The sequence below is a fragment of the Paracoccus sp. FO-3 genome (genome assembly GCF_006386455.1).
In the GTDB taxonomy this organism is placed as follows: Bacteria; Pseudomonadota; Alphaproteobacteria; order Rhodobacterales; family Rhodobacteraceae; genus Paracoccus; species Paracoccus versutus.
This window is the reverse complement of record NZ_VCBQ01000053.1, coordinates 1-18,583: the sequence shown is the minus strand read 5'-3', so window position 1 is coordinate 18,583 and position 18,583 is coordinate 1. Positions and strand designations below refer to the sequence as shown.

Here is an 18,583-nt window from a genome sequence, read left to right as displayed (position 1 = left end):
GTGATTGTCAGTAATGGATGTCGAGCGGCCAGAGCGACGGCGCCGCCTCGCCCTGGTGCAGCGAGGCATAGCGGCCCTGCGCAAAGACCAGCGGCGGCCGCTCGGGATGGGATGCAAAGCAGCGGACCCGGCCAAGGAACAGCACATGGTCGCCGCCGTCGCAGCGGGCATGGGCATCGCATTCGAAGACAGCCGCGGCGCCGGGCAGCAGAGGCGCCCCGCCATGGCCGGGCCGGTAATCCACCCCCTGCCATTTCGCGCCCGGCCGGGCAAAGCGGTTGGACAGCGCCTGCTGGTTCTCGGCCAGCACATGGACGGCATAGCTTTCTACCGCCTCCCATGCCGGCAGGCCGCGGGCCTTGCGGTCGATGGAAAACAGCACCAGCGGCGGATCAAGCGACAGCGAATTGAACGAGCTCATCGTCATGCCCAGCAACTCGTCGCCGAGACGGGCGGTCATGATGCAGACGCCGGTCGGGAACTGGCCGAGGGTCCGGCGCAAGGCGAGCGGGTCGGTGACGGTCATTTCTCGTCCTTTCCATCGTCCAGCAGGTAATCGGCCAGCGTGGCCGCGCGCCCGGCGCTTGCCCGCATCCGGCGCATGATCTTGCAGAGCAGGCGGAAATCCTGGGCCGAGAGCGGTTCGAAGAGCGTGTCGTTCACCTCGCGCTGCAACGGGGCAAGCTGCAGCAGCAGCGCGACACCGCGCGGGGTCAGGGTCAGGTTCACCCGGCGCTGGTCCGCGGGATTGGTCTTCTTGTGGATCACCCCGAGCTTCGCCAGCCGCTTGGTCTCGATGGTGATGAAGGCGCCGGACAGGCCAAGATGGTCGGCCAGTTCCTTCACGCCGACGCCCTTCTCGCCCTGGAACTGCCGGATCGCCGCCAGGATCGTGTATTGCGGCCCCGACAGGCCCAGAAAGGTGCCGAAGCGGTCGCGCATATGCTCCAGCCCGGCAAAGACCGACAGCATGTCATGCAGCATGTCGCGGAAACCGTCGTCCGAGCCATGGTCCAGCAATTCGTCGCGGCTGACGGTCAACCCCTGCTCCTGCAGTTCTGCATCCTTGCGAATCATCAGATCATCCTGTGATATTTCAGAAGATGATTAATTGAGAATGCTAAGCTGTAAAGCTATTTTTTGTCGGATCGGCGCTTTTCGGGCGGAGGCGCAGAGAAAGGCGAGCAGGCGGCGCTTCCGGCGCACCCGCTCGCGGAAAAGAAGGCAATCGCCGTGAGCGGCTGTCGACGGCGCCGGCCCCAGCCGCCCTTCTAGGCCGGCGCGGCCTCTGCATTGGCTTGGCGATAGCGGCCCAGCAGCGATACGCTGACCAGCGAAATGACCGCCAGGGTGCTGGCAAAGACGGCGAGCGGCCACCATTCTCCGCTGAACTTCTCGGCCAGGATGGTTCCCAGCACCGGCGTCAGCCCTCCGGCGATGGCACCGCAGAACTGGTAGCCGATGGAAATCGCGCTGTAGCGAACGCGAGCCGGGAAGATCTGCGAGATATAGCCGGCGATCACCGCATAAGCGAAGGCGCCGAAGATGATGTTGACGATCAGCCCGACCTGGATCAGCGCGTAATTGCCGGTTTCGACCACCATGAACACCGGATAGGGCGTCAGGACCGAGATGCCCAGGCAGACTTGCAAGAACAGGCGCTCATTGCCCATCCTCTCGGCGATGCGGGCGCCGATCGGCTGGCACAGAAGCTGCGCCACCGCAGTCCAGAACAGCGCGTTCAGGATCGTGGCGCGCGGGAGGCCGGCATATTGCGTGGCATAGGCGACCAGGAACGTATTGTAGAAATAGACCGCCGCGATGCCGAAAGTATTCGCGCCCATCGCCAGGAAGATGGCACCGCGCCAGTCGCGGAACACCTCGACCGCCGGCAATTTGGCCGGTTTCCCGGTCTGCCGGACCTTCTCGAATTCCGGGGTCTCCTCGATGTTGAGGCGGATGACCAGGCCGACGCCCAGCAACACGATGCTGACCAGGAACGGCACGCGCCAGCCCCAGCTCAGGAACACCTCCTGATCGACCAGCCCGGCGATGCGAAAGGCCAGCAGCGCCAGCACCAGACCGGCCGGACTGCCCAACTGCGCGAATGAGGCGAAAAAGGTCTGCCGTCCCTTGGGCGCATGTTCCGCCGCCAGCAGCACCGCGCCGCCCCACTCGCCGCCGACCGCAATGCCCTGGAAGATGCGAAGCACCACCAGCAGGATCGGCGCCCAGACGCCGATCGTCACATGGGTCGGCAGCATGCCGATCAGGGCGGTGGCGATGCCCATCATGACCAGCGTCACCACAAGGATGTTCTTGCGCCCCATCCGGTCACCCAGATGGCCAAAGATCAGCCCGCCCAGCGGACGGGCAAAGAAGCCGACCGCAAAGGTGCCGAAGGCCGCGAGCGTGCCGATATAGGGCGACGATCCGGTAAAGAACAACGGCCCGAACACCAGCGCGGCGGCGAAGCCGTAGATGTAGAAGTCATACCACTCGATGGTGGTGCCGACGAAAGAGCCCAAGGCGGCCCGCCGGGATTGGGATTTCCTGTCTTGCATCGTCGTCTCCTCCTCAGACCCTGCGCAGACCACACCAGCGCTGGATGAAGTCGGCGATCACCCGGGTGGTGTGCCTGACGCTCTCCAGCTCGACATATTCGTCGAAACCGTGCATCTGCCCGCCGGCGGGGCCGTAGCAGAGGCTGGGGATGTCGTAATAACGACCATAGAAGCGGCTGTCGGTGACCCCGGTGAACAGCCATTCCCGCGCCTCGGCGCCGGTCGCCGTCCTGTGGGCCTCGCGCATCGTCGCCTCGAAGGCGCTGCCGGGTTCCAACACGTAATCCTCCGCCTGAAAACCGTGCCAGATGATCTCGGGCGGGTTCGGCGCGAGGAACGGATCGGCCCCTGCCGCCCGCATGACCACATCGGCCAGCTCCTGGCGGAATGCCTCCAGCGACATGCCCGGCAGGACCGCGATGCGGCAGTCCAGCTCGCACCAGGCCGGGGTCGAGCTCGCCCAGTCGCCGCCGCGGATCTTGCCTGCGTTGAACTTGATCGGCGCGGTCAGCCCGGAGAACCGGGGGTGCGTCTTGACCCGTTCGTTCAGGTCGCGGGTGAAGGCCTGCAGCGCCTCTATCAGTCGATAGGTCGAGAGAATGGCGTTGGTGCCCTGTTCGCTTTCGGCGACATGCGCCGGTTTGCCCCGCACCGAAAGGCGGAACCACATCACGCCGATCTGCCCACGCCCGATGCAATGCCCGGTGGGTTCCGGGATCAGGCAGGCATCGGCACGATAACCGCGCGCCAGCGTCGAAAGCGCGCCGTTGCCGGTGGCTTCCTCTTCGGTCACACTTTGCACATAGACGTCGCTGCCCGGCAGATAGCCGGCATGCCGCAGGGCGTCGAGCGCGAAGACCATGGCGCAAACCCCGGCCTTCATGTCGCAAGCCCCGCGCCCGAACAGCTTGCCCTCGACGACCGTCGCGCCATAGGGCGGCGCGGACCACATGGCCTCCGGTCCGGTCGGCACCACGTCCACATGGCCCTGCAGGATCAGGCTGCGGCCAACCGGCTGTGGCGCGCGGATCGCGGCGACCACCTGCACCGCCTGGCCATAATCGGTGTCGCGCACCGGCGAATGGCCCGGCAGGTGCTCCATGTCCACATCGGAAAGCACATAGCGGTCGACACTCCAGCCACGGGTGCGGAACGCGTCGGCGATCCAGTCCTGGCAGGGGCCTTCCAGGCCGCGCTGGCTGGGAAAGCCGACCAAGGTCTTCAGCCAGTCGAGCTGTCGGTCCCAACTGGCCGCGATGGCCTGGTCGAGTTCTGACGACGTGAGCATTCCTTCTCCTCCCATGATCTGCATCGTCTGCGCCGCGTGCTGGATCTCGTCGGGAACGGCGCGGGGTCTGAGCAACGGAATAGGCGTCGCCGGATAATCTGGAAAATACATTAATTTCGTTCTATTCTTTCATTTCATGAAACAAGGAGGATGCATGCGATCCCGGCTGACGCTCAGGCAGTTGCGCTATGTCTGCGAAGTGGCGCGGTTGCAGAATGTCCTTGCGGCCTCGCGGGCGTTGGGGATCTCGACCTCATCCATCCTGGCGGCCATCGACGCGGCCGAGCACGAGGCGGGCACCCGCATCTTCAACCGCTTCCCAGCCAAGGGCATCCGCATCACCCCGGCCGGCAGCCGGTTCGTCGCTGCCGCCGCTCGGCTGCTGGCAGCGGAGACCGAATTCGCGCGCGCTACCAGCGACATCTCGGCGCGCATTCCTGATCCGCTGCGGATCGGCTGTTTCGAGCCGCTGGGGACGCTGCTTCTGCCCAGCGTGCTGCGCCGCTTCGCGGCGAACGAAGCGGATGTCGAGATCGTGGTGAGAGAGGGCGACCAGAGCGAATTGCGCGACTGGCTTTCCGCCGGCGAGATCGAGTTCGCCGTGCTCTACGAGGGCGACATCATCGCCCCCTTCGACCGGACGCCGATCTGCCTGGTGCCGCCGCATGTCGCCATGCACCCCGACGATCCGCTCGCCAGGCAAGAGGCAATCCGGATCGCGGACATCGCCCGGCGTCCCTTCGTGTTGCTGGACCAGCCCGAGATCGCACCGCAATTGCTGGCCATCTTCCGCCTGATTGCCGAGGCGCCGCAGATCAGCTTTCGCGCCCGGACCTATGGTGCCGCGCTGGCGGCAATATCAGAGGGGTTCGGCCTGTCGATCCTGAACTTGCGGCCCTTGACCCCGATTTATGCCGAGCAGGGCGCCATCGTCAGGAAGCCCATCGTCGACGACCTGCCTTTTGCCAAGCTCGTTGTCGCCGATACCTATGGGGCCGAGAAACCCTATTTCCTGCAATCCTTCATCGCGACCTTCAGGAAATACCTTGCCGAGATCGGCACCGACGGTTTCGCCGTCCGCAATCCCGGTCACAAGAAGGATCTTCTATTCTGAGACCCAACGCAAAACCGGCAGACCGGCGCTGTCCCCGCCTGGCTGCCATCGTGCGGCTGGACGCGGCGGTTGTCGGACCCGCGCCGGCTTCCGCTGAGGTGACGGCCTGCATCTAGGGTCAGGATGCGCATATACTGATATTCAGGCAATTCTCGATGCCATGGTGCTGCCCTCGCGGCCAAGGCAGGACTGTTTGACGCCGCCAAAGGGCATCACCTCAGACGAGATCAGCTGGCGTTCACCCTGACCATGCCGATCTCCAGCATCCCGACCACCCGCCAGACGTGGGAAAGGTGGCGGGCATAGAAATAGCCCGCCAACCTGCATTTTCTGGCATTGGCCACCGCCTCGTCCTCGGCCTCGAAGCGCCAGATGGAAGCGGCAGGTGAACATCCGCCGCGACGCGCCGGAGGCCTCAGCCCAGAACGAGCTAGGAAAGCACCTGTGGAGCCCGAGCTGTTTCGCGCGTTCTGTGCCGAGTTCACGAGGGAGATGAACTGACCCCTCTCTGGTTTTTCCGGCAGCTCCATCTTTTGCATAGGATGGAGCATCATGAGCCAGATGACGATCAGGTTTTCCCGCGAAATGCGCGCGCAGGCGGTGCGATTGGTTCTCGACAACGAGGGCCAGCACGCCTTTCGTTTGCCGTCGGTCCTGTCGATCTCGGCGAAGATCGGCTGCGGAGCGCAGATGCCGAAGGGTTGGGTCCAGAAGGCCGAGGTCGACAGCGGCAAGCGCGCAGGGATCCCGACCGAGATGGCCCAGAGGATGCAGGCGCTGGAGCGAGAGAACCGCGAGTTGCGCCAGGCGAAGGAGGTCTTTCGTAAGGGTGAGGGCCTCGCGATCGGTTCGAGGGCTGGCCCTCACCCTTCGCGATCGCTGCCTCCGCCCGGACGCTCGTCGGCTGGCGCGCCAGCACTTCAGCTCATGCGGGTTTCGTGCTCGATGCCCTGGAACAGACCGTGCATGATCGGCGCCCGCCCAAGGGCATCGGCTGGTTCACCATAGCGACAACGGCTCGCAATATCTGTCCGTTCGCTCCAGCGAGCAGATGGCAGAAGCGGGTATAGAGCCTTCGGTGGGGAACGTCGGAGACAGCTGCGACGACCCCTTGGCCGAGACGATCAATGGTCTGCTCAAAGCCGAGGTCATCCGCCGCCGCGGGCCGGGACGCAGCTTCGAGGCCGTCGAGTGCGCCACGCTGGAATGGGTCGACTGGTTCAACACCCCCTCGCAGGTTCTCGCGAACCCATGGCGTTCACCTGCTCGATCTGCTCGAACCGATCGGGAACATCCCGTCCGCCGAAGCCGAGGCCAACTTCTACGCGGTTCTGGACACTGATCCCATAGCCGCGTAGCTCACCAAAATCGGCCTCCGGAAAGCACCGTGCGGTTCACTATATCGATGATGGCTCGAGATATCTTGGCAGGGGCGTCTGCCGGGTTTTCCAGAGTGGCGGCGCCAAACGCCGGCATAACAGGTATTCCGCTCACAAGAGACGAATGACCGATTGCATCGGCTACAACTTTACGGTCCACTCGGAAAACCCCGCTCTCCACGCGCCAATCCACCACCCCAAATCCCGGAATTTCGCCGCCGCCAAGCAAAGTTGCCCCTAATCCAGGGCCTCTAGATCCAAGTCGACTTCCAAAATTCGTAGGCTATTCCTCGCGAGCAGAGGCACGGCCGATGCGGGCCGCCAAACGCAGCATCGGCCGCAGCCCCCGCGGCGAAAGTCGGGAACTCGGGCAAGGTGCAACCCGGTGCAAACAGGGCGCGATCTGCATCGCCCCAGGAAAGGGCCATGAGTGGGCTGCGGCATTCATGGACCGATCCGCCCGCGGCGATCAGCCCTCGAAACGGATGCCGAGGGCAGGAAGATGGTCCTGCGCAAACGGCGACCAGCGTGCTGGCGGGGTGCCGGCCTCGGGGGCGAATGCCTCCAGGACGCCGAGCAGCTGCACCAAGGTCGCCCGGATGATCGCATGGCCCAGGCAGGCAGGCTGCCCCAGGCCGAACATCAGCGCGCGCGCCCTGGTGGTCGGGGTCGAACCTTTCCGGCGCCGGAAACGCCAGCGGATCATGATTGCCCGCGGCCCAGACCATCGACAGGACGGTCCCGGCCTCCATCACCAGGGCGCCCAGGGCAATCCTGCCCGTTGCCATAGGAGTGGAGATGGCCAGGCGCAGGCATTCGTTGGCGCATTGCGCCGTCGCCGTCACCTGGCGCCGATGCGCGAAACCCCCGCCGGTCCGGCTGTCGGCCTGGAGCGAGCGCATCCGCCGGTTCCGCCCGCCATGCCGGAAGCAGGCTGCTGGCCGATGTCCGCTATGGCGACATGGCGGTCGACGGTTTTCCCACGCCCCCCTGGAAGCGCGCCATGTCCACACCCCTGCCCCGGCAGCCCGAGCGCCTGAGCCATGCCGGCCCGCGCGGCACGCCGCGGCCGCGCACCGCGCTGCAGGGCCATCTCTGGCGGGCGCACTGGTCTGTGAGCCCGGCCAGATCGTCATCGCCCACGGCCCGCGGCAGGGACTGGATCTTTGCGCGCGGCTGATCCTCGATCCGGGCGATGCCTTCGCGATCGAGAGCCCCTGGCATGCGACGGCGCGCCAAGTGCTGAGCGACACGGGGGCGATGCCGGTTTCCATCCCGGTCGACAAGGCGGGGCCGAGGACCGAGGCGCTGAGGTTCGCGATGTCGAACAAGACCGGCAAAGGCCGGACATCGAACTGCCAGGGATATTTGCCCCTCAGATCTTCCCGCCCCAGGGTCCGTGATGGCTGTCCTGGCCGTCCAGCCGGTCGAAGCCATGCGCGCCGAAGAAGTCGCGCTGCGCCTGGATCATGTTCGCCGTGCCGCGGCCGGTGCGCATCATGTCGAACCAGCCAAGCCCCGAGGCCAGCGCCGGCAAGGCATGGCCGTGCAGCACGCCCTGCGCCACCACCGCGCGCAGCGCCGGCATCGCGGTCTCGAGCTTTTCGGCGAAGAACGGCGCCAGCACGAGGTTGCGCGACGGATCCTCGGCCAGCGCCGTCGCCATGTCGTTCAGCATCGCCGAGCGGATGATGCAGCCCGCACGCCAGACCCGCGCGATCCCCGGCAGGTCGAGCTGCCAGCCGAAGGCGCGGCCGGCGGCCTCGATCATCGCGAAACCCTGCGCATAGCACAGGATCTTGCCGGCGATCAGCGCCTGCTCCAGTTGGTCGCGCGCCAGGTCCAGCGCCTGCGGGGCGGCAGCGAAACGCGCCTCGCCCGCCTTGCGCTCGTCGATGCGGGCCGAGACGTTGCGCGCCATCACCGCCGCCTCGATCACCGGGATCGGCGCCGCCAGGTGCTGCGCCTCGATCGCGGTCCAGCGGCCGGTGCCCTTCTGCCCGGCGGCGTCCAGGATCACGTCCAGCATCGGCTGGCCGGTCAGCGGATCGGCGGCGCCGGCCACCGCGGCCGAGATCTCGACCAGATAGGATTTCAGCACGCCTTCGTTCCAGCCGGCGAAGGTCTCGCCGATGGCGGCGGCGGACAGGCCGAGCCCGTCGCGCATCACGCCATAAACCTCGGCGATCATCTGCATGTCGGCATATTCGATGCCGTTATGCACGGTCTTGACGAAATGCCCGGCGCCGGCCTCGCCCATCCAGGTGGCGCAGGGGGTGCCGTCCTCGGCCTGGGCGGCGATGGCCTGCATGACCCCTGCGACGCGGTCCCAGTCGGCCCGTGCGCCGCCGCCCATGATGGCGGGGCCGTGGCGCGCGCCCTCTTCGCCGCCCGAGACGCCCATGCCCAGGAAGCGCATCGGCAGGCCGGACGCCGCGCGGCGGTTGGTGTCGTGGAAATTGGCGTTGCCGGCGTCGATGACCAGGTCATCGGGGCCGAGCAGCGGCGCCAGCGCGGCGATCTGGTCGTCGACGGCCGGACCGGCGGGGACCATCAGGATGATGGCGCGCGGCGGGGCAATGGCAGCGACCAGGTCGGCCAGGCTCTCGGTCGGGATCACGCGATCCGCCAGCGCGCCGGCCTCGGCGTGGAAGCGGCGGGTCACTTCGGTGGTGCGGTTCCAGACCGCGATGGGAAAGCCCTTCTCGGCGATGTTCAGCGCCAGCGCCGCCCCCATCGTCCCAAGGCCGATAAGGCCGATCGAAGTTTCAGTTTTCATTATTCTTCTTTGCTCTGGACAGCGCATCCCCGAGGGACGCCGATTGATGATCGAAATGCAGCTGCGCGTTAGGCCGTGGCATGGAGCCTCTGATAGCGCCAACGGAACAGGCAGTCAAAGCCGACCTGCATGGCGCCCCCGGCAAGAAGACCTGGGCGCCACGCCTTAGCGGGTTCAGCCCAGCAGCAGGTTGGGCAGGAAGGTGACGATCCCAGGGAACACGGCCAGCATGATCGCAAAGCCGATCATGATCAGCAGGAAGGGGAAGGTGACGCGTGCGATATAGGCCGTGCTTCGGGCGGTGATGTTCTGGATGACGGCAAAGTTGAACGCCACCGGCGGCGTGATTTGCGCCATCTCGACCACCAGGACCATGAAGATGCCGAACCAGATCTTGTCGAAGCCCGCGGCCTCGACCAAGGGCAGCACCACCGGCAGGGTGGTCGCGATCATGGAGAAGCCTTCAAGCGCCGTCCCCAGCACCAGATACAGCACGATCAGCGCAACGATCAGCAGCATCGGCGAGAGGTTCCAGTCCGTCACCACATTTGCGACCGCGCCAGGAATGCCAAGGGTCGAGGTGATGTTGCCCAGCACCGATGCCCCAAGGATGATGATGCCCATGACCGAACAGGTCTGCACCGTCCCCAGCAGAATGTCGCGCAGCGCCCGCAGGCTCAGCGCACCCTGCGACAGCGACACGAGGAAGGCCCCGACCACGCCCAGGGCCGCGGCCTCGGAAGGGGTCGCCAGCCCGCCATACATCGAGCCCAGCACGCAGAGGATCAGGAACATGACCGGCCCGAGATCCCGAAGGGCGGCAAGGCGCTGGCGGAACGGCATGTGGCGCAACGCCCGTTCGTTTTCGGGCACCAGGTCAGGCTTGGTGCTGGCGCGGATCATGATGTAGACGGCAAAGACCAGGGCAAGCAGGACGCCGGGGATGAAGCCGGCGGTGAAAAGCCGCAGGATCGATTCATTGGCCAGCACGCCATACATGATCATCACCGTCGACGGCGGGATCAGGAAGCCCAGCGTCCCGGCACCGGCAAGGCTGCCGATGGCCAGGTCGGGCGAATAGCCCCTGGCCAGCAGCTCCTTCAGGGTCATGCGGCCGACGACCTGCGTCGTCGCGGCCGAGGATCCCGAAATCGCCGCAAAGATCGAGCAGCCGACGACATTGACATGCAGCAACCGGCCCGGAAGCAGGCCCGCCCAGGGCGCCAGGCCACTGAACAGCGTTTCCGACAGGCGCGTCCTGAACAGGAACTCACCCATCAGGATGAACAGCGGCAACGCGACCAGGTCGGGCGTCGTCAGGATGTTGAACAGGTATTGCGGAAACAGCCTGTCGACGGGCAGGCCGGTGAACAGCATTGCCAGGCCGATGGCCGTGGCCAGCAAGGCGATTCCGATCCAGGCCCCGATGGCCAATGTGCCGAAAAGAAGCCCGAACAGGCTTGCGACGATAGCGCCCATGTTTCTCCCCGATATTCCTTGTTTCGCGCGCAGGGGCGCTGTGGCTTACTCGATGGCGCTCGCGGCACCGAGGCTGGGTTTGTCGACGGCGTTTCCGCTGATGGCGGTGACGAGACGGGCGACCATCTGGAAGGCCAGGACGGCCGCGCCGATGGTCAGCACCAGTTGCGGAATCCACAAGGGCGTGAAGCTGTCCTGGGAAACCTCGCCATAGCTCCAGGTGCGATGCGTGAACTGCGCAAGCCAGATCGCCAGCGGCAGCGTGACGGCGGTCCCCAGGATGGCGGCGAAGATCTCGAACATCCTGGCATAGCGACCCTTGCCCATCGAGAGCAGCAGCTCCACCCGCAATTGCAAGCCCGCGCGCAGCGTCATGCCCGAGCCGAGCAGGAAGGCCGCGCCCATCAGATAGGCACTATACTCCCAGCCGATTCCGGTGCCCGTCGGAAAGGACGGGACATAGCGGCTGATCAACGCCATCGCGGTGTCGATCAGCACGAGCAATGTCAGGCCCACGACGCAAAGACCGGCAAGCCAGGCCGCGACAAGTGAGGCGAAGTCTGCCGCCCTTTGCAGGGCAGCCACAGCGCCGCGTTCAGCGACGGCTTCGGGGGCGAGGTGCCGCTCTCCGGCCATCTCAGTTGCCGCCTTTCGACGCGAGATAGGCATCGGCAATCGGCTTGGCCGCAGGAACCCGGTCAAAGAACTCTGCCTGAACCTGCTTGGCTTTCTCGACGATCTGGGCCTTCAGCTCGTCCGACAGCTCGACCACCTGCATGCCGTGGCCGGTCATGATCTCAAGGCTCTTCTGGTCGCTCTCGCGCGAGCTTTCCCAGAATTGCGGCTCAAGCTCGGCGGCGACCTTCTCGATGGCAGCCTGCTGTTCCGGCGAAAGCTTGCCCCAGGAATCCAGGTTGATCGTCACCGCGTTCGACCCCCAGGTGTGGTTGGTCGGATAGATGTGGCTCAGGAATTCCCAGAACTTGCCGTCCACGCCCGAGGTGGCAGAGGTCGCGACGCCACTGACACGGCCCGAGGCCAGCGCCGGCAGCAACTCGCCCCAGGGCATGGCGATGCCGTCCATGCCAAGGCTGCTGACGATATCGACGGTATTCTTGTCGGCGCCGCGCACCGTGATGCCGCGGAAATCGCCGATGTCGTCGATCTCGGTCTTCAGATAGACATACTGCGCCGGCGACGGCACCATGTAGAGGATCTTCTGGTTGTATTGCTCGGCCAGCTTCTCGAATTCGGGGCGAAGGAAGGCGTGGTATTCTTTCAACTCCTCCATCGACTCCACCAGGAAGGGCACGCCTTCGGCGCCGAACAGCGGATTCATCCCGACCTGCTGGCTGATGTTGATATCCGCCATGTCGGCCAGCCCGTCGCGAACCGCACCGAGTTGGTCGGGCCCCTTGAAGCCCAGCGACCCCGAGGTGGCGACGGTGATGACGACCTCGCCATCGGTGGCCTCTTTCACGGCTTCGGCGAAGCTCTTGGTGTTTTCCGCCATGAAGTTGCCGTCCGGCAGCACTTCGGACAGGCTGAGCCGGGTCTGCCCCATGGCGGCGCTTGCCATGACCAGCGCGGTCGCTGCCCCGCAGGCGATTGACTTCAGGATCATCGAACTCTCCCAATGTTGGCGCTTACCGCAGACGAACGGGACCGAGATCTCGCGGCTGCGGCGCGACAGTTTTGCAGTTTTGTGACCGTTGCACCTGTCACCCTAGCGACAGGCCCATCGCTGCGAAAAGAACAGTTCGGTCTGACATGATCGCGAATGCTTATACATCGGTGCGCCCCACGCGCCGACCCAATAGAATGGCCGCGCGGCCGGGCAGAATCGCGCTTCAGGGGTGTATTATCATGGACATACGCAGGCTTTACGCCTTCATGAAGATCGTGGACATCGGCAGCATCACGCGGGCATCCGCGATCCTGCACATCGCCCAGCCGGCGCTGAGCCAGCAGATCGCCGCGCTGGAAACCCATTTCGGCAAGCCGCTGCTGCTGCGCTCGAAACGCGGCGTCATCCCGACCGAGGCGGGCAAGGTCCTGTATCGCCATTGCCAGATGATCATCCGGCAGATGAACCAGGCCGAGCAGGACATCGCCACCTCATCGGAAGAAATTACCGGCGCGGTCAGCGTCGGCTTCGCGCCGCTGGGCCTTGGTTCTCTTGTGGCGACGCAGCTGATGCGGACCATCCGCGAAAAGCATCCGGGGATCCTGCTTTATGCCAATGAGGCGGTCGGCGGCGGCGTGATCAGCGAACAGATCATGACCGGCAAGATGGACATCGCGCTGATCTTCGATCCCGGCAAGATCCCCAGCCTCAGCTTCGAGCCGATCTCGACGGAAGAGCTGTATTTCGTGGGAACGCAGATCGCCGAGCCGGAGGATGGCGAGATCTCGTTCGCCGAGGCCGTGTCCCAGCCGCTGATCCTGCCGAGCCCGATCCATACCGTCCGCCAGGTGATCGAAACCACGCTGTCGCGCGTCGGGACCAGCGCGCAGGTCGTCGCCCAGACCGAGTCGATCTCGTATCTGTCGAACGCGCTGGCCGAAGGGCTGGGCTGCACCATCCTGCCCGCATCGGCAGCGCAGGCCGTGCTGCGTCGCGTCCCGGATGCCCGGAGCTACCGCATCCGGCGCCCCAACATGAAGGTCGCCATGGCGATCTGCGTCTCGGCGCAGCTGCCTCTTTCGGAAGCGGCCGCCGTGGTGCGCGATCATCTGGTGCGGCTGGCAACAGAGATGGCGCAGTCCCCGGCGGCCTTCGGTTCAGCCCAAGGATAGCGCGCCGCTCAGGCGAAAAGGATCTGTGCCTTGACCGCCGTGGCGCGGTCCGAGGCCAGCCGGAACGCCTGCTCGGCCTCGTCCAGGGCGACCTCGTGGGTGATCAGCGGCTTGACGTCGATCCGGCCCGCCAGCATGGCCTGGACGCCGGTCGCGAACTCCTGGTGGAACCGGAAGGAGCCGCGCAGGTCCAGCTCCTTGGCGGTAAGCGCCGTCATCGGCAGCGGCATGTCGCCGCCCAATCCCAACTGCACGACCACGCCGCGCGGCCGCATGGCCGCGATGGCCGGCGCGATGGCCGCGGCGACACCCGTGCATTCGAACAGGACATCGAAGCTTCCCTTGCCCACGGCAAAGGGCGACAGGCCATCCGGCGCCGTGCCGGTGTTGACCGTCAGATCCGCGCCGCATTGGCGCGCCATCGCCAGCGTGAAATCCGACAGGTCCGTCGCAACGATCTCGCCCGCGCCCGCCAGCCGCGCCGACAGGATCGACAACAGGCCGATGGGACCGCAGCCGGTGACGAGCACGCGCTTGCCCAGCAATTCCCCGGCCCGGCGCGCGGCGTGCAGCGTGACCGCCAGGGGCTCGGCCATCGCCGCCTCGCCCGGCGTCAGGCCGTTGGCCAGCACGCATTGCGTGGCATCCGCCACCAGTTCCTGCCGGAACGCGCCCTGGATATGCGGGAACGGCATGGCCGAGCCGTAGAAGCGCATGTTCTCGCAATGGTTGGGCAGCCCCTCGCGGCAATAGCCGCAGTCCCCGCAGGGACGCGAGGGCGACACGGCGACCAGATCGCCGGGAACGAGCCCCGCCACGTCCGGCGCGCATTCGACGACATGGCCGGAAACCTCATGGCCAAGGATCATCGGCTCGCGCAGCCGCACCGTCCCGAAGCCGCCGTGGTTGTAGTAATGCAGGTCCGATCCGCAGACCCCGCCAGCCGCAAGGCGGATGCGCACCTGTCCGGGGCCAAGCGCCTCGGGCTCGCGTTCCTCGATGCGCAGATCCCTGGCGGCGTGGATGACGATCGCTTTCATGGTGGCCTCAGATAACCGGGGTAAGCAGGGGCTGGCCGGCGAAATGCGCCGCCAGGTTGTTGCGGACCAGCTCGCCCATCGCCTTGCGCGTCTCGATGGTGCCCGAGGCCTGGTGCGGCTGCAAAAGCACGTTCGGCAGGTCCAGGAAGCGCGGGTCGATCCGGGGTTCGTTATCGAAAACATCCAGCGCCGCCGCGCCCAGCCGGCCGTCTTGCAAGGCAGCGATCAGCGCCTGCTCGTCGATGTTGGAGGCGCGCGAGACATTGACCAGCACGCCCTCGGGGCCCAGCGCCTCGATCACCTCGCGATTGACGATGTGCCGGGTCTGCGCCGAAGCCGCCAGCGCGACGAACAGGAACTCGGAATGCCGCGCCAGCTCGACCGGATCGGCGATGAAGGTCAGGTCGGTGGCATAATCCTTGGCCGCGACATCGGAATAGGCGATGTCCATGCCAAAGCCGCGCAGACGCTGGGCGATCTCGAAGCCGATCCGGCCCAATCCCAGGATACCGGCCTTCTTGCCCCAGATGCGGCGCTGCAGCGGATAGTTGCCCTTGGCCGCCCAGTGGCCGCCCCGCACCCAGGCCTCGGCGCCGACGATCCCGCGCGCGACGGCCAGCATCATCGCCACGCCCAGATCGGCCACATCCCCGGTCAGCACGTCGGGCGTGTTCGTCACCCGGATCCCCCGCTCGCGGCAGGCCTGCAGATCGACCGCGTCGAAACCCACGCCATAGACCGAGATCAGCTCGAGATTCGGGCAGGCCTCGATGACCTTGCGGCTGGCCCCCAACTCGCCCCTGGTGGCGATGGCCCGCACATGCGCCCCGCATTCGGCAAGGAAGGCATCCTTGTCCGCGGCCTCGAAATAACGGCGCAGGTCGTAATCCGCGTTCAGCGGAACTTCATCCCATTCTGGATAGGCCCCCATCTGCAGGACTACCGGCTTGCTCATCGTCTTCTCCATCATGGTGCGGGATTTTCCGATCGCCCCTTCAGCGGGCCCTTGACTCGGATTGTTATCGATAACAAACACGAGTCGAACGGATTTGTCGAGCCCCAAACGGAGGATCTGGGATGGCCGGAACGAATGGATTTGTGGAAAGCATGTTCGGGTTGGCGGGCCGCCGTGCGCTGGTGACGGGGTCGTCGCAGGGCATCGGTCATGCGCTGGCGCGGGGGCTGGCGAAAAGCGGCGCCGCGGTCGTGCTGAACGCCCGGAACCCGGAACGGCTGGAGGAAGCGCGCGCCGCGCTGCAGGCGGAGCTGCCCGAGGCCGAGATCCGGGCCCTGCCCTTCGACGTGACGCGCCATGACGAGGTCCGCGCCGCGATCGACGGTTTCGAGGCCACGACCGGGCCCATCGACATCCTGGTCAACAATGCCGGCATGCAGTATCGCACGCCGCTCGAAGATTTCCCGGCTGACAGGTTCGAGGCCCTGCTGCAGACCAACATCGCCTCGGTCTTTCACGTCGGCCAAGCGGTGGCGCGGCACATGATCCGGCGCGGCCGCGGCAAGATCGTCAATATCTGCTCGGTCCAGACCGCATTGGCACGGCCGGGCATCGCCCCCTATACCGCCACCAAGGGCGCCGTCGGCAACCTGACCAAGGGCATGGCCACGGACTGGGCCCGCCACGGGCTGCAATGCAATGCCATCGCGCCGGGATATTTCGACACGCCGCTGAACGCCGCGCTGGTCGCGGACCCCGACTTCTCGGCCTGGCTGGAAAAGCGCACGCCCGCCGGGCGCTGGGGCCTGGTCGAGGAACTGGTGGGGGCCTGCATCTTCCTGTCCTCGGACGCCTCGAGCTTCGTGAACGGGCACACGCTCTATGTGGACGGGGCGATCAGTGTTTCGCTCTAGGCGCGCATCATCCCCTCGTGCCGGGCGGCCGGCGCGAGGCCCGCTGCGATTCCCGCGGCAGGCCGGCCCATGCCGCAGGGGTGTTGTGACCGCATCCCGCAGCGTCTAGCCTGCCCTTTCGGCAGGGGCATGTGGCGGCATGAGCAGGGACGGATTTCACAGCGCAACCGTGAAGATGGCGGATATCGCCAAGGCGGTCGGGGTTTCCGCGATGACCGTCTCGCGGGCCTTTCGCGGCGACGAGGGCGTCAACTCGCAGACACGGGCACGGATTCTGGCCAAGGCCGAGGAGCTTGGCTATGTCTTCGACGCAACCGCCGCCAGCCTCAGGCAAAACCGGACCGGCTTCGTGGCGGTCACCGTGCCCTCGATCAACAATGCAAACTTCGCGGAAACCGTGCGGCAGCTCTCGCGCGGGCTGTCCCGGAACGGCTTGCAGATCCTGCTGGCCAATACCGAATACGACCCGCACGAAGAGGAAAGGCTGATCGGCCAGCTGCTGCGCCGCAAGCCCGAGGCGATCGTCCTGACAGTGGGCGACTATACCCGCAGGACGCGGCAAATGCTGCGGGCGACGCGGATTCCCGTGATCGAGATCTGGGACCTGCCCGCCGAGCCGATCCGACATGTGGTGGGCTTTTCCAACACCGCTTGCATTGGCCGGCTGGTGGATCATCTGGTCGCCTCGGGCTATCGCGACATCGCCTTCATCGGCGGTGAATCGCCGCGCGATCCGCGCGGCGGCCAGCGCCGACGCGGCTTTGTCCAGGCGATGCGCCGCCATGGGCTGGACGACACGCGGCTGGTTCCCGCGGGCACCGCTCCGGTCGGAATGGCCGAAGGGGCGCAGGCGCTCGGGACGTTGCTGGACAACCATCCGACGACACGGGCGGTCGTCTGCGTCTCGGACCTGGTGGCTTTCGGGGTGATCTCGGAATGCCAGAGGCGGGGCATCGGCATCCCCCGCGATCTGGCGGTGGCCGGCTTCGGCAATTACGAGATCGGCAAGATCAGCGTGCCGCGCCTGACCACGATCGATGTCCATGCCGGCACCATCGGCGGCAAGGCCGCGGATCTGATCGTCGCCCTGCTGCGACAGGATTCCGACGCGCCGCCCGCCCGGATCGAGATCCAGACGGACCTGATCGTGCGGGAATCCTCGGCCTGACCCTGCGCCCCGGCGAGGCGCAGGACATGTCTTGTCAAAGGGGGGTCGTCAAAGATCGGTGGTCAGGCCCTTGGCCTTCAGCACCGCCTCGAGATTGCAGACGTCGATCACCGTCCGGCCGGATTTGTAGGCCTCGATATAGCCGGCCTCGTCCGCTTCGCGGGCGGCGGATTTGCGCGCCACCTCGGCGGCATCCTCGCGGCGCACGACGACCAGGCCGTCCGCATCGCCCCGGATCACGTCGCCCGGCCGCACCACCTGGCCGCCGATGACGATGTCGCCGTTGATCTGGCCCAGCGTTTCCTTGACCGTGCCCTTGATGCAGACGCTCAGCGAAAACACCGGCAGGCCCAGCCGGATCAGTTCCTGCGTGTCGCGCACCCCGGTATCGGTGACGACGCCGGCAATGCCCTTGGCCAGGCAGGCATTGGCCAGGACGTCGCCGAAACAGCCCGCCTCCTCGTATTCCCCGGCCGAGACGATGACGACGTCGCCGGGCTGGGCATAATGGATCGCCAGTTGCAGCATGATGTTGTCGCGCGGCGCGCTTTGCACGGTGAAGGCGGGGCCGCAGACCGACATGGCGCGGTCGACGGGCTTCAGGCGCGAGCTCAGCGCGCCCAGCCGACCCTGCGCCTCGTGAATCGTGGCGCTGCCGAATTTCGACAGCGCGGCCACATCCGCTGCGGCGGCACGTTCTATCCTGGTGATGATATGGGGCACGTCGTGCTTCTCCTTGCTGGAATATCGCGGCCGGGGCCGGGGGTGATCGGCCGGCAGCATAGGAAGGACGCAGCCCCCTGGCATAAGAGCGTCTGCATCTGATGTGATCGGGTTTCGCGATGCCCCGCACCGGGTCATGCGAAACCGCTCTGACATCATTGCAAAGCGGCGGTGCTACCAATCGCAAAAGAACGCAACTTCGCACAGGGACGACGCCCTTCGCATGCCGATCACCATCGACTCCATCATCGCGGGGATGGAATGGGCCGCAGAAAACCATCTCGCCGAGTTCGCCTTTTCGGCCGAGGGGCACCGGATCACCATCCGCCGCGGCGCGGCCGGCGGCGCCCAGCCCGCGCCACCCGCCGCCGCGGCGGCAGC

General features: G+C 66.0%; 17 protein-coding genes and 1 pseudogene. 6 read left to right on the top strand and 12 right to left on the bottom strand.

Annotation, left to right across the window (positions count from 1 at the left end; genetic code table 11):
• Positions 1-7: 7 nt before the first annotated feature.
• The 4 genes from FE811_RS15345 to FE811_RS15330 form a co-directional block, all read right to left on the bottom strand.
• The gene (locus FE811_RS15345; protein WP_140848057.1) at positions 8-526 is read right to left on the bottom strand and encodes a flavin reductase family protein; all 519 of its coding nucleotides are present in this window, start codon (positions 524-526) and stop codon (positions 8-10) included.
• Positions 523-1,077, bottom strand: a complete 555-nt coding sequence (locus FE811_RS15340) for a MarR family winged helix-turn-helix transcriptional regulator (RefSeq protein ID WP_116221242.1) — start codon at positions 1,075-1,077, stop codon at positions 523-525. The genes FE811_RS15345 and FE811_RS15340 overlap by 4 nt, the downstream gene beginning before the upstream one ends.
• Positions 1,078-1,271: 194 nt before the next feature.
• Entirely contained in the window at positions 1,272-2,564 is a 1,293-nt protein-coding gene (locus FE811_RS15335; RefSeq protein WP_116221243.1) for an MFS transporter, read from the bottom strand.
• A gap of 13 nt (positions 2,565-2,577) precedes the next feature.
• A complete protein-coding gene (locus FE811_RS15330; RefSeq protein ID WP_208861530.1) occupies positions 2,578-3,852 on the bottom strand; it encodes an ArgE/DapE family deacylase in 1,275 nt (424 codons plus the stop codon).
• A 154-nt stretch (positions 3,853-4,006) separates the two neighbouring features.
• Here FE811_RS15330 and FE811_RS15325 point away from each other — a divergent pair, with 154 nt between their 5' ends.
• Positions 4,007-4,966 carry a LysR family transcriptional regulator gene (locus FE811_RS15325; RefSeq protein ID WP_116221244.1) on the top strand — a complete coding sequence of 320 codons (960 nt, stop codon included), beginning with the start codon at positions 4,007-4,009 and terminating at the stop codon, positions 4,964-4,966.
• Between the two features lie 552 nt (positions 4,967-5,518).
• Positions 5,519-6,324 (top strand): annotated as a pseudogene (locus tag FE811_RS15315) (DDE-type integrase/transposase/recombinase).
• Between the two features lie 490 nt (positions 6,325-6,814).
• Here FE811_RS15315 and FE811_RS15310 read toward each other — a convergent pair.
• Positions 6,815-7,051, bottom strand: a complete 237-nt coding sequence (locus FE811_RS15310; RefSeq protein WP_116221245.1) for a hypothetical protein — start codon at positions 7,049-7,051, stop codon at positions 6,815-6,817.
• A 297-nt stretch (positions 7,052-7,348) separates the two neighbouring features.
• Between FE811_RS15310 and FE811_RS27515 the strand changes: the two genes are divergently transcribed.
• Entirely contained in the window at positions 7,349-7,525 is a 177-nt protein-coding gene (locus tag FE811_RS27515; RefSeq protein ID WP_166435424.1) for a hypothetical protein, read from the top strand.
• Positions 7,526-7,720: 195 nt separating this feature from the next.
• Here FE811_RS27515 and gndA read toward each other — a convergent pair whose 3' ends face one another.
• The 4 genes from gndA to FE811_RS15290 all read right to left on the bottom strand — a co-directional run bounded on the left by gndA (position 7,721) and on the right by FE811_RS15290 (position 12,227).
• A complete protein-coding gene (gene gndA / locus FE811_RS15305; protein ID WP_116221247.1) occupies positions 7,721-9,124 on the bottom strand; it encodes an NADP-dependent phosphogluconate dehydrogenase in 1,404 nt (467 codons plus the stop codon).
• A gap of 174 nt (positions 9,125-9,298) precedes the next feature.
• Entirely contained in the window at positions 9,299-10,603 is a 1,305-nt protein-coding gene (locus FE811_RS15300) for a TRAP transporter large permease (RefSeq protein WP_116221248.1), read from the bottom strand.
• A gap of 45 nt (positions 10,604-10,648) precedes the next feature.
• Positions 10,649-11,239, bottom strand: coding sequence for a TRAP transporter small permease subunit (locus FE811_RS15295; protein ID WP_036758266.1), 591 nt, complete (start codon positions 11,237-11,239; stop codon positions 10,649-10,651).
• Between the two features lies 1 nt (position 11,240).
• Positions 11,241-12,227: a TRAP transporter substrate-binding protein gene (locus FE811_RS15290; RefSeq protein ID WP_114537920.1), complete on the bottom strand. Its 987-nt coding sequence runs from the start codon at positions 12,225-12,227 to the stop codon at positions 11,241-11,243.
• 242 nt (positions 12,228-12,469) lie between these two features.
• Here FE811_RS15290 and FE811_RS15285 point away from each other — a divergent pair, with 242 nt between their 5' ends.
• Positions 12,470-13,402 (top strand): LysR substrate-binding domain-containing protein, encoded by a 933-nt coding sequence (locus tag FE811_RS15285; protein ID WP_114537919.1) that lies wholly within the window; start codon positions 12,470-12,472, stop codon positions 13,400-13,402.
• A gap of 8 nt (positions 13,403-13,410) precedes the next feature.
• Here the strand turns inward: FE811_RS15285 and FE811_RS15280 are convergent, their stop codons facing one another.
• Both FE811_RS15280 and FE811_RS15275 read right to left on the bottom strand, forming a co-directional pair.
• The gene (locus FE811_RS15280; RefSeq protein WP_036758262.1) at positions 13,411-14,442 is read right to left on the bottom strand and encodes an L-idonate 5-dehydrogenase; all 1,032 of its coding nucleotides are present in this window, start codon (positions 14,440-14,442) and stop codon (positions 13,411-13,413) included.
• 7 nt (positions 14,443-14,449) lie between these two features.
• On the bottom strand, positions 14,450-15,397 hold the full coding sequence (locus FE811_RS15275) for a 2-hydroxyacid dehydrogenase (RefSeq protein WP_116221718.1): 948 nt from the start codon (positions 15,395-15,397) through the stop codon (positions 14,450-14,452).
• Between the two features lie 122 nt (positions 15,398-15,519).
• On the opposite strand from FE811_RS15275, the gene FE811_RS15270 reads away from it, so the two are divergent.
• Positions 15,520-16,311 (top strand): SDR family oxidoreductase, encoded by a 792-nt coding sequence (locus FE811_RS15270; protein ID WP_036758260.1) that lies wholly within the window; start codon positions 15,520-15,522, stop codon positions 16,309-16,311.
• A 139-nt stretch (positions 16,312-16,450) separates the two neighbouring features.
• On the top strand, positions 16,451-17,479 hold the full coding sequence (locus FE811_RS15265; RefSeq protein ID WP_240540475.1) for a LacI family DNA-binding transcriptional regulator: 1,029 nt from the start codon (positions 16,451-16,453) through the stop codon (positions 17,477-17,479).
• A 48-nt stretch (positions 17,480-17,527) separates the two neighbouring features.
• On the opposite strand, the gene FE811_RS15260 is transcribed toward FE811_RS15265, so the two are convergent.
• Complete coding sequence (locus tag FE811_RS15260) at positions 17,528-18,202, bottom strand: 4-carboxy-4-hydroxy-2-oxoadipate aldolase/oxaloacetate decarboxylase (protein ID WP_036758317.1); 675 nt, start codon at positions 18,200-18,202, stop codon at positions 17,528-17,530.
• Positions 18,203-18,583 lie beyond the last annotated feature (381 nt).